At 33.9% G+C, this 11,886-nt stretch carries 10 protein-coding genes and 1 riboswitch; of the genes, 9 read left to right on the forward strand and 1 reads right to left on the reverse strand.

The window, feature by feature from the left end; all coding sequences use genetic code 11:
* Positions 1–6: 6 nt before the first annotated feature.
* The gene (locus tag V5E38_RS06670; protein ID WP_499212639.1) at positions 7–1,194 is read right to left on the reverse strand and encodes a pyridoxal phosphate-dependent aminotransferase; all 1,188 of its coding nucleotides are present in this window, start codon (positions 1,192–1,194) and stop codon (positions 7–9) included.
* A 143-nt stretch (positions 1,195–1,337) separates the two neighbouring features.
* Between V5E38_RS06670 and V5E38_RS06675 the strand changes: the two genes are divergently transcribed.
* The 9 genes from V5E38_RS06675 to glnA all read left to right on the forward strand — a co-directional run bounded on the left by V5E38_RS06675 (position 1,338) and on the right by glnA (position 11,574).
* The gene (locus V5E38_RS06675; protein ID WP_499213528.1) at positions 1,338–2,120 is read left to right on the forward strand and encodes a carbon-nitrogen family hydrolase; all 783 of its coding nucleotides are present in this window, start codon (positions 1,338–1,340) and stop codon (positions 2,118–2,120) included.
* A gap of 63 nt (positions 2,121–2,183) precedes the next feature.
* A riboswitch (SAM riboswitch) is annotated at positions 2,184–2,342 on the forward strand.
* Positions 2,343–2,422: 80 nt separating this feature from the next.
* Positions 2,423–3,589, forward strand: a complete 1,167-nt coding sequence (mtnK, locus tag V5E38_RS06680; protein WP_499212640.1) for an S-methyl-5-thioribose kinase — start codon at positions 2,423–2,425, stop codon at positions 3,587–3,589.
* Positions 3,590–3,595: 6 nt separating this feature from the next.
* Positions 3,596–4,645: an S-methyl-5-thioribose-1-phosphate isomerase gene (gene mtnA, locus V5E38_RS06685; protein ID WP_499212641.1), complete on the forward strand. Its 1,050-nt coding sequence runs from the start codon at positions 3,596–3,598 to the stop codon at positions 4,643–4,645.
* Positions 4,645–5,748 carry a sugar ABC transporter substrate-binding protein gene (locus tag V5E38_RS06690; RefSeq protein WP_499212642.1) on the forward strand — a complete coding sequence of 368 codons (1,104 nt, stop codon included), beginning with the start codon at positions 4,645–4,647 and terminating at the stop codon, positions 5,746–5,748. Before mtnA ends, V5E38_RS06690 begins: the two co-directional genes overlap by 1 nt.
* Positions 5,749–5,750: 2 nt before the next feature.
* Positions 5,751–7,121 (forward strand): sugar ABC transporter ATP-binding protein, encoded by a 1,371-nt coding sequence (locus tag V5E38_RS06695; RefSeq protein ID WP_499212643.1) that lies wholly within the window; start codon positions 5,751–5,753, stop codon positions 7,119–7,121.
* On the forward strand, positions 7,118–8,101 hold the full coding sequence (locus tag V5E38_RS06700; RefSeq protein ID WP_499212644.1) for an ABC transporter permease: 984 nt from the start codon (positions 7,118–7,120) through the stop codon (positions 8,099–8,101). Before V5E38_RS06695 ends, V5E38_RS06700 begins: the two co-directional genes overlap by 4 nt.
* 263 nt (positions 8,102–8,364) lie before the next feature.
* Positions 8,365–8,766 carry a MerR family transcriptional regulator gene (locus V5E38_RS06705; RefSeq protein WP_331220101.1) on the forward strand — a complete coding sequence of 134 codons (402 nt, stop codon included), beginning with the start codon at positions 8,365–8,367 and terminating at the stop codon, positions 8,764–8,766.
* Positions 8,767–8,823: 57 nt separating this feature from the next.
* A complete protein-coding gene (locus tag V5E38_RS06710; protein WP_176522666.1) occupies positions 8,824–10,125 on the forward strand; it encodes a glutamine synthetase family protein in 1,302 nt (433 codons plus the stop codon).
* A 114-nt stretch (positions 10,126–10,239) separates the two neighbouring features.
* A complete protein-coding gene (gene glnA / locus V5E38_RS06715) occupies positions 10,240–11,574 on the forward strand; it encodes a type I glutamate--ammonia ligase (RefSeq protein WP_056470085.1) in 1,335 nt (444 codons plus the stop codon).
* Positions 11,575–11,886 lie beyond the last annotated feature (312 nt).

The following is an 11,886-nucleotide window of genomic DNA, read 5'->3' on the forward strand; positions in this document are numbered from 1 at the left end:
CAATTGTCAAACATTAAATTTTGAAAATATTTCAATCTCTTTTAATCTAGCAACTGCTTCCTTCAATCGATCAATATCTGATAGTAGGCCGACTCTTACATACCCTTCTCCATATTCTCCAAATCCATTTCCGGGAGCGACTGCAATATGAGCCTTTTCAAGTAAAAGATCAGCAAATTCCTGTGATGTAAAACCTGATGGGATTTTTAACCATGCAAAAAACGAACCTGCAGGTGCAGTTACTTCCCATCCAATTTCGTGACAGCCACTAATAAATACATTTCTACGCTCTTCATAAAGTGCTAATAGTTGTTTTACACTTTCTTGAGATTCAGTTAGCGCAGCAGCTGCAGCTTTTTGAACAGCAGGGAAGATGCTAACATAAAGATGATCCTGTAATAGATTAATTGCTGAAATAACCTCTTTATTTCCAACTGCAAAACCAATTCTCCAACCAGCCATATTATAAGTTTTAGAAAGGGTATAAATTTCAATCCCGCATTCCTTTGCTCCTGGAGTTTGAAGATAACTTAAAGGTTTTTTGCCGTCAAAACCAAATGCGCCGTAAGCAAAATCATGACAAACGGTAATCTGATTATTTTTTGCAAGCGCAACTGTTTCTTTAAAAAATTCTTCAGTTGCTATAGCACCTGTGGGATTATTTGGATAATTGATAAATAATATTTTACTAGCACCCAAAACATCTTGAGGAATTAATTTATAATCTGGTAAAAATTGATTTTCTTCAAGTAATGGAAGCATGTATGGAACTGTTTTTGAAAGAGATATACCAGACAAATAGTCTGGATAGCCTGGGTCTGGAACTAAAATTGTATCTCCTTCGTCACATAAACAAAGTGGTAGCTCTACTAATCCAGCTTTTCCACCGAATAATATGGCTACTTCTTCCTCTGGGTCTAAATCAACATCATACTCTCGTTTATAAAATTCTACAACAGCATTTTTTAAAGAGCTCATTCCTCTAAACGGAGAATAACGATGAGTTAAAGGGTTTTCAACAGACTTTTGTAGTGCTTTTATAATATGGTCGGGTGTAGGTCGATCGGGATTTCCTTGTCCAAGATTAATGACATCATGACCATTATTAATTGACTGATTCACTTTTTGGACTAGTGAAGCAAAAAATTGTTTTGGTAAATTGTTTAATAGTTTACTATGATTCAAGTTAATCACTCCAAAAATATAATAAAATTAATTTGAATAGATCGTTTCTTAATCGAATGATTTTCATGAACGACTGTTGCAATAACTTTCACCATCATATATGCTCGATTTAAAAATGTCTATAAAATTTAGAATAGGGTGAATAAATTGTGATTAAAATTGCGTGTATTCAATCTGACGTTATTTTAGGTGAATCAAAGACTAATTTAGAGAAAATGAAAACTCAAATAAACGAAGCTGTTAAAGAAAATATTCGTGTAATTGTACTACCTGAGCTATGGACAACAGGCTATTGTCTGGAAGAAATTGGTTTGCACACAGGTGAACAAGAAGTGATTATTTCTGAACTTCAGTCCATCGCAAAATCAAATAATGTAATATTGATTGCTGGTTCGTTCCCAATTGCAAGAGAAAATGGTGTTACGAATACATTAATTGTTATTAGCAGTACTGGTGAATTAGTAAAAACTTATGATAAAGTTCATTTGTTCCAGTTAATGAACGAGCATCACTATCTTCAATCAGGGGAAACAGATGGACTTTTTGAAATCGATGGATTAACAGCTGCAGGATTTGTTTGCTATGATTTGCGTTTTCCTGAATGGATTGGAGCACATTCTCAAAAGGGTGCAAAAGTTTTATTTTTTGTTGCCGAATGGCCAATTCAAAGAATGAATCATTGGGAAATCTTATTAAAAGCAAGAGCAATCGAAAATCAGTGTTATGTTGTTGCATGTAATCGAGTAGGAAAAGATTTAGCAAATACATTTGGTGGAGGATCAATGATCATTGACCCTTGGGGAGAGGTAGTAACCAAAGGTAGCATGAATGAAGAAATCGTTTATGGCGAAATTGATCCAAAAAAAGTCGATGAAGTACGCGGTACAATCCCTATTTTTGAAGACAGAAAAGAAGGAATTTACAAAAAGTTTTGAAAAAGTAATTGACAAATTAAAAATCAATAAACTAAAATACGAATATAAAATCAAATATGCGAACTCTTATTTCGAGTAGGCGGAGGGATTTGGCCCGACGATGCCCAGCAACCGACCATAATACCATTGTGAAATGGGGCGTATTGTTTACGCCTGAGCTTAAATGCTCAGTAAGGCACGGTGCTAATTCCAACAGAAAAGAAATTTTCTGGTAGATAAGAGACGAAAGCCAATTAGTATTGCCTCTTTTCGTCTCGGAAAAGAGGCTTTTTATTTTGCAAAATTCAAGGGGGATGAATTTAGTGACTGTCATTGAACGAAAAGAATATAGACCTTTAACAGAAGCAACTGCAATTACTTATTTACAAAAACTTGGCTATTTTAAAAATGAACTATGTGAATGTATAGAAATTGGGGATGGGAATTTAAATTTAGTATTTAAAGTTAATCCAGTAGGAAGCGAGAAAGGGTTAATTATAAAACAGGCTCTACCATATGCAAAAGTTGTTGGTGAAAGCTGGCCACTTACATTAAAGCGAGCTACGATCGAGAGTAATGCGACAAAAATATACAATGAGTTAATCCCATTACATGCACCAAAAATTTTAGAGCATGACGAAGATCAAGCCATAACTGTAATGGAGGATCTTTCACACTTACAAATTCTACGAAAAGGTTTCATTGAGAAAAAAAGCTATCCGTTTTTAGCTGAACATATCGGTGAATTTTTAGCAAAGTCATTATTTTTCACTTCAGACTTTGGAACTTCACCAGCTAAGAAAAAAGAGCTAGAGTATCTTTTTAATAATCCTGACTTATGTGATATAACAGAAAATCTTGTGTATACAGATCCATTTTTTAACAGTGAAACAAATAGTTTTGAAGAAGAATTAACAGAAGAAATTAAAGAACTATGGAATGATGCAGATTTACAAATTGAGGTTGCGAAACTAAAATTAGATTTCTTATCGAAAAAAGAAGCTTTATTACATGGTGATTTACATACGGGAAGCATTTTCGTATCTGAAACAGAAACAAAAGTAATTGACCCGGAATTTGCATTTGTCGGACCAATCGGATTTGATTTAGGGCAAATTCAAGCAAATTTACTTTTTCAACTTTTCAGCCGTACTGAACTAAAAAACGAAATTGTTGAACACATTTTAAACATTGAAAAAGTGTTTAATGAAACATTTATTCGACTATGGGAAGCGCATAGCGTTAGACCATTTAACCAAAAAGCTCTAATAAAAGAAAAGTTAGAAGGATATTGGGTGGATGCAATTGGGGTTATTGGATGTGAATTAATCCGAAGAAGTATCGGTCTTGCTCACGTTGAAGATATTGATTCACTGGAACATAATCAAAAAATTGAAGCAAAGAAAAAAGTCTTAAAATTCGGAGTTTATTGCATAAAAAATAGATTTACTATTAGGAATATTAGAAATTTACTTATTGGATTGGAGTAATAATCGATGACTACATTACAGCAAATACCTGAATCATTACAATGGAACGGTGAAAGTTTAAAAATTTTAGACCAAACTAAACTACCAACTGAAATACACTATTTTGATGCAACGACATTATTAGATGTACGTGAAGCAATCGTAAAATTACAAGTAAGAGGAGCACCAGCGATTGGTTTAGCAGCTGCATATGGACTGTATTTAGGTGTTCGAGAACTTGAAACTGAACAAATTGATGAATTTCATCAACAAGCTAGATTATTAGCAGATGAACTAATTAGTGCTAGACCAACTGCAGTAAATTTAGCATGGGCTGTTGAAAAACTAATTAGCTCTAGTAAAGAAGCAGTAACTGTATACGAAGCTAAATTATTCATCATGGAAGAAGCAATTAAATTACATGAAGCAGATGAGGCAACTTGCAAAGAAATCGGTGAAAACGCCTTAACATTATTACATGACGGAGCAGCAGTATTAACTCATTGCAACGCAGGGAGTATCGCGACAAGTCGATACGGAACAGCTTTAGCTCCACTTCACTTAGCAAAAGAAAAAGGCTGGGAAATTTCGGCTTATGCAACTGAAACAAGACCAGTATTTCAAGGTGCAAGACTGACATCTTGGGAATTGAACCAAAGTGGTATCCCAGTTACATTATTAACTGATAATATGGTCGGCTACTTATTACAAAATAAAAAAGTAGATGCTGTTATTGTTGGTGCTGATCGCATTACTGCTAACGGAGACACTGCAAATAAAATTGGAACATTACAATTAGCGATTTTAGCTAACTTTTACCAAATTCCATTTTATGTAGCTGCTCCTTTATCAACAATCGATTTAACAATCGAAACAGGGAATGAAATTGTAATTGAACAACGCGATCGTACTGAAGTAACGCATATCGGAAATGTTCAAATTGCCCCTGAAGGAATCAATGTACTAAACCCAGCGTTTGACGTGACGCCGAATGAATTAATAACAGCGATTATTACGGAAAAAGGCATTGTTTCTAGCGATTATAAAGAAACGTTTAAAAGTTGGGAGGAAGAGTAATGAAAAAAATTATTGCAACACTATCAATTGCATCAGTATTATTAACTGCTTGTGCAAATGAACAAAATGTAGTTTCAACTAAAAAATCTGAAAATGCTAGTACTGAAGTAAAGAAAGTATCCGCAAGTAGCAATGCTGAAATTCCTAAAGCAATAAAAAAGAAAACAAAAATTGCTTTAATTATGGAGTTTTCAATTGGAACTTTTTCTTCACAATATATCGATGGCGTAAAAAAACAAGTTGGGAAATTTGGCGGAGAGGTACAAGTATATAATGCTGATAATGATTTAGCAAAGATGGCCTCCAATTTAGATACAGCCGTCAATTCTAAGGTTGATGGAATTTTAATCGATCATGGGCGAAAAGAAACATTAGAAAAAGGTGTGAAAAAAGCGTTAGCTGCAGGCATTCCAGTTGTTTCTTTTGATAGTGATTTAAATATTCCTGGTGTTACAATAATTGACCAAGATGACTACAGTTTAGCATGGAAAAGTTTAAAGAGTTTAGCAGAAGGATTAAACGGAAAAGGGAATATCGCAACAATTTGGGTAGGTGGTTTTACACCGATGGAGCGCAGAAAAGTTATTCTTGATGCATTTTATAAACGTTATCCGAATATAAAAGAGGTTGCCAGATTCGGAAAAGCAAGTAGTAATACGATGCTAGATACACAAGCTCAGGTAGAAGCTTTATTAAAGAAATATCCTAAAGGTCAACTTGATGCTATTTTTGCAACTTGGGATGAGTTTGCAAAAGGAGCTACAAAAGCAATTCAACAAGCTGGACGTAATGAAGTAAAAGTTTACGGAATTGATTTAAGTGATGAAGATCTTCAATTAATTCAGGAAAAAAATTCACCGTGGGTTACTTCAGCTGCAAGTGATCCGGGAGAGATTGGAGAAGTTCAATCTAGATTCCTATATCAAAAAATAGCTGGAGAAGAAACGCCAGATATTTATTCTTTAGAACCTAAATTAATAGAGAAAGAGGAGCTTCCAAATACTCCAATTAAAGTTAGTGATCTAAGAAAATATAGTAATAACTGGATACCTTCACAAGCTGCAACTTCACCATGGATGGAGAAATTAGATAAGGGGAACTAAAGATGACTATTAAACTAGAATCTGTATTTTTTAGTTATGGAGAATCAGAGGTACTAAAAGATATTAATTTTACAGTCAAACCTGGAAAAATAGACGGTATGGCTGGTTTAAATGGTGCAGGTAAAAGTACGTTAATGAAGATTCTAGCTAATAGAATTCAACCAACAAATGGTAAGTGTAAAGTAACTGAAAATTCAACAATAGCATATGTCCCTCAAGAAGTTGATGAGGGACTTGTGCAAGGATTAACTGTAATTGAAAATTTAACAATTGCTTTGAATAGAGAAATTAAGAAATTCTTCTTCTCAAAAAAGAAAAGTGTTGAATTTGTTCAAAATCGACTATCAAAATGGAATTTGAATCTACCATATTACAAACAAGTAAGTGATTGTTCAATTTATGAAAAACAATTTATTTTAATTGCAAAAGCACTACTAAATGATGCATCCTATTTCCTATTTGATGAGCCCACTTCTTCCCTAGGAAATACTGAAAAAGAGCAATTTTTCTCATTCTTACATAATTTGAAAAAAATGGGGAAAGGTATTGTCGTCATTTTACACTCAATTGATGAACTTATTAAATTTACTGATGAATTAACAGTATTAAGAAGTGGAGAAATCGTGTATCAAGGTATCTCATCGACATTATCTGTTGAAGAAATAATTGGACAAATGTCTTCTGGTAAATTTACATTTAAAAAAACAATAAAAGAGTGCAATGAACCAGCTTTTCAGTTTCGTAATATCCGATTAAGTGAAACGAAACCTTCTATTAATATAGAAATAAATAAAAATGAAGTAATTGCCATTTATGGTGCAAATGGAAATAAGAAAACGAGTTTAGCAAAAACAATATGGGGCAATCGAAGCCAATATGAATTAATAATAGGAAGAAACTCATTTTTGATCAAGTCTCCTCAGCATGCATTTAAAAAAGGAATTGCATTTGTACCAGAGGATCGAAGAAAAGAAGGCTTATTTCTAAATCACTCGATTAGAGAGAATATCTCGTTCAACAAAAGAGGTTGGATAAACAAAAATCTCGAAATTGAGAGTTCTCAATTCTTAATCAATACTTTAAGTATTTTTCCAAAGGACACTGAAAAAGGAATTTTACATCTTAGTGGAGGAAATCAGCAAAAAGTAAGTATAGCAAAATGGATCTCACCGAATTTAAAGTGTCTTATATTAGATGAACCACTAAAGGGTGTTGATATTTATGCTAAACAACATATTTTCCAATACATTGATGAATTTTGTGCTAACGGTGGTTGTGTTATTTATTTCACGAATGATATTGAAGAAGCTAATGTGATAGGAGACAAAATATATACAATTATACAAGGTGAGTTATTGGAGGGTATACAATGACGCAATGGGCACAAACACAAGGTAGAAGATTATTTTTGGATTTTGGAGCGGTATTCCTACTTCTAGTCGTTATTGCATTTTTTTCAATGACATCGAATTCCTTCTTATCTTATAGTAATATTACTGATATTTTAAGATCGATTTCAATCGTAACATTACTGGCGATTGGAGTTACGTTTAGTTTAATCATTGATGGTTTAGATTTATCAGTTGGATCAACCGCGAGTTTAAGTACAGTTACAGCAGCTTATTGTTTAATTGTTTTTAGACAAGAGCTATTAATTACACTTTTAATTCCAATTGTTTTTGGTTTAATAGTTGGATTATTAAACGGTCTGTTTATAACGAAAGGGAAATTACCGGACTTATTAGTTACTCTTGCTATGATGTTTGTTGTAAATGGTTTACATTTAACCTTAACAAAAGGTTCATCGATCTATGAAGGAATGACAATTAATAATAAAGCAACTACAGGTCATTTTATTCCTTCGTTTTTATATCTTGGGCAAGGGTCATTTTTTAATATCCCAGTTGCAGTCATAATAATGATAATTTGTATTTTGAATACACACTTATTTTTAGAAAAGACAACTTGGGGAAGAGTATTCTTCTTTATTGGAGGAAATAAAACTGCTGCACACTTATCAGCAATACCCGTAAACAAATATCGAGTTTATGCTTATATTATTAGTGGGCTTTTTGCATCACTTGGTGGGATTTTACTTGCTAGTCGAGTGGGTACAGGGCAAGTTTCAGCAGGTACACCATTATTAATGGATAGTATTACAGCGGCATATATAGGAATCGCTATGTTTGGAAAAGGGAAACCAAATATAATCGGAACATTTTTAGGTGCGTGCTTAATGGGGATCCTTTTAAACGGATTCACGATGCTAAACGTACCATACTATGCGCAAGATATTATTAAAGGTATTTTATTATTAATTGCAATTTTGTTAGCCAAAAAAATTAAGAATTAGCTTTCAGACTGACCGAATTCGGATTAGCGGTGAATGATAAGCTGTCAAATCGAAGGACTAGTCAAATAACATAATATTTGAATACAAATCGTTATAATCTCCAAACTAATGGAGATTATTTTTTTTAAACAAAATAGTAGAATTTTAACTAAACTTGCATAGAATAAAAAACAAATATTTTCATGTTAGATTTTCTAACATCGTATTGACAGATTATCTAACATGAAATAAAATACTTATAGATGAACGAAAGGAGCATTGCTATGAATGATCAAGTAAGACGCTCAACGCCACTTTTCCCAATCGGAATAGTCATTTCGTTAACTGAATTATCTGCAAGACAAATTCGATATTATGAAGAACATGGTTTAATTCGTCCAGCTCGTACTGAAGGTAATCGTAGATTATTTTCTTTCAATGATGTCGATCGATTATTAGAGATTAAAACTTTTATAGAACAAGGCTTGAATTTAGCAGGAATTAAAGAAGTACTCAATTTAAAATCGTCAGAAAAATCCAAAGAAACAGTGGTTCAACAAGTCATTGTTGAAAAATCAATATCAGATGAACAGCTTCGAAAAATGCTTCGTCAAGAGTTATATCAAAATGGTAAATTAGGTAGAACTTCTTTACGACAAGGAGATATGTCTCGATTCTTTCATTAAGTTATTGATTAAGTCCGGATTATTCTAGCTTTTATATTTATATGGGGGGAAATATAAATGAAAAAGGAAACGATTTTAAATAGTGCCAAAGAACACAGTCTTGAATTTGTACAGTTATTTTTCACAGATGTAGAAGGGGTATTCAAACATTTAGAACTACCAATCACGCAAATTGAAAAAATACTTAATAATGAAACTATGTTTGATGGCTCTAGTATTAATGGATTCACAAAAATTGAAGCAAGTGATATGATGCTTTTCCCAGATTTGAATACTTGGAAAGTCGACACTAACGAAAAAGTTGGACTCTTCATTTGCGATGTTTATTATCCAAATGGTACACCTTTTGAAGGTGATCCAAGAAATGTGCTTAAACGAGCAATTGAAAAAGCGACTGACAAGGGATTTACTTCTTTTAATGTAGGACCTGAACCTGAATTCTTCCTATTTAATAAGGAGGGAAATCAGTTAGTTCCAAATGACAATGGTGGATATTTTGACGTAGCCCCCCTAGATAAAACAGTTACAATACGACGTGAAATTACAAAAGCACTTCAGGCTTTAGGGTTAGAAGTTGAAGCTTTACATCACGAAGTTGCAATCGGTCAACATGAGATTGATTGGAAGTACGCACCAGGTTTACAAACAGCTGATAATATTCAACTATTTAAATATACTGTTAAAACAATTGCTGAAAAAAATGGTTTAGTTGCTACATTCATGCCAAAACCAATTTTTGGAGAAAATGGCTCAGGTATGCATTGTCATATGAGTCTAGGAAATGATAATGGTAATGCCTTTTATGATCAGCATGATTCAATTGGATTATCTGAAACAGCACGACAATTTATTGCAGGTGTACTAACACATGCTCGTGCAAATGCTTCAGTTACAAATCCAACAGTTAATTCATATAAGCGTTTAGTTCCAGGCTATGAAGCACCAGTTTATGTAGCTTGGTCACAAAGTAATCGTACATGTACAATTCGTATACCTGCTGCTAGAGGTGCAGGTACAAGAATCGAAGTACGAAATCCAGACCCATCTGCAAATCCTTATTTAGCTTTAGCTGTTTTATTATCTGCAGGCTTGGATGGTATTGAAAGAAAATTAACACCTCCAGTCGAACGAAGTGAAAACCTGTATTTGATGGATGACGTAACTAGAAAAGCAGAAGGTATTGAAACATTGCCTGGAAGTTTACTTGAAGCAGTAACAGAACTTGAAAACAGTGAATTCCTGCAGCAAGTATTAGGGAAACACGTATTTTATTCATTCCTTCAAAATAAAAAAGAAGAATGGGATGCATATCGATTACGTGTATCAGAATGGGAAAAAGAAACATATTTAAACTGCTAATCACTAAACTTAAAATAAAAAAATAGAAAAGTGGAAGTAGGTTATCTCTACTTTTCTATTTTAAAGTGTGTTAGACTAATTTTGTTTGTTGCATACGAAAGGGGAACTTTTATAATGGCTAAGTTTACAAAAGAAGATATTTTCCGTATTTCAAAAGAACAAAACGTAAAGTACATACGTCTACAATTTACGGATTTACTAGGAATTATCAAAAACGTTGAAATTCCAGTAAGTCAGCTTGAAAAAGCTTTAGACAATAAAATGATGTTTGACGGTTCTTCAATCGAAGGATTCGTTCGTATCGAAGAATCAGATATGTATTTATTCCCTGATTTAGACACTTGGGTAGTATTCCCATGGACTGCTGAAAAAGGAAAAGTAGCTCGTTTAATCTGTGATATTTACAATGCAGATGGCACTCCATTTGAAGGAGATCCTCGTAATAACTTAAAACGTATGTTAAAAGAAATGGAAGCTCTAGGCTTCACAGATTTCAACTTAGGGCCTGAGCCAGAATTCTTCTTATTTAAATTAGATGAAAAAGGCGAACCAACTCTTGAGTTGAATGATAAAGGTGGTTACTTCGACTTAGCACCAACTGATTTAGGTGAAAACTGCCGTCGTGATATCGTTCTTGAACTTGAAGAAATGGGTTTTGAAATCGAAGCATCTCACCACGAAGTAGCTCCAGGACAACATGAAATTGATTTCAAATATGCTGGTGCAATTAAAGCTTGTGATGACATTCAAACATTTAAATTAGTTGTAAAAACAATCGCTCGTAAACACGGTTTACACGCTACATTCATGCCAAAACCATTATTTGGTGTAAACGGTTCAGGTATGCACTGTAACTTATCATTATTTACAAATGGTAAAAACGCATTCTACGATGAGACTGGTGAATTAGGTTTAAGTGAAACTGCTCGTCACTTCATCGCAGGGATCTTAAAACATGCTCCAAACTTTACAGCTGTTACAAACCCAACTGTAAACTCATACAAACGTTTAGTACCTGGCTATGAAGCGCCATGTTACGTTGCTTGGTCTGCAAGAAACCGTAGTCCACTAATTCGTATTCCTGCATCTCGTGGCTTAAGCACACGTGTAGAAGTACGTTCAGTTGACCCAGCTGCAAATCCATACTTAGCATTATCAGTATTATTGGCAGCAGGTTTAGACGGAATCAAAAATAAATTAGAAGCTCCAGCTCCAGTAGACCGTAACATCTACGTTATGTCTAAAGAAGAGCGCGAAGAAGTTGGAATCATCGATTTACCAGCAACTTTAGCAGCTGCACTAGATCTATTAAAAACTGACGAAGTAATCGTTGGTGCTCTTGGATCACACTTATTCGAACACTTTGTAGAAGCAAAAGAAATCGAATGGGATATCTTCCGTACTCAAGTTCACCCTTGGGAAAGAGATCAATACATGTCTGTATATTAATCAACTCAACCCTTGACGCTATTGGCGTTGAGGGTTTTTTATTTATGGGCAGTTTGTTGGTTTCATATTAATTAAATTACTCATGAATCGCCCACAGAAGAATATATACGAAATCAACTGCAAGATGATGAAGTGATGGAATAGTTAGGCATGATGTTAGCTCGATTTCTGATGAAGTGATACAGAAAAAGAAAAGAAAGTACAAAGAAGGCCTTTGAGGTCTAGCTAGTAAAAGTAATCCTTCAGGCGAACTGTTCAGCAGCCCTTTAGGGTTTGCCTAGTAACAAAGGCTTACACCCGCAGAGAAAACCA

Source organism: Rossellomorea sp. GAMAL-10_SWC (assembly GCF_049568075.1).
In the GTDB taxonomy this organism is placed as follows: domain Bacteria; phylum Bacillota; class Bacilli; order Bacillales; family Bacillaceae_G; genus Gottfriedia.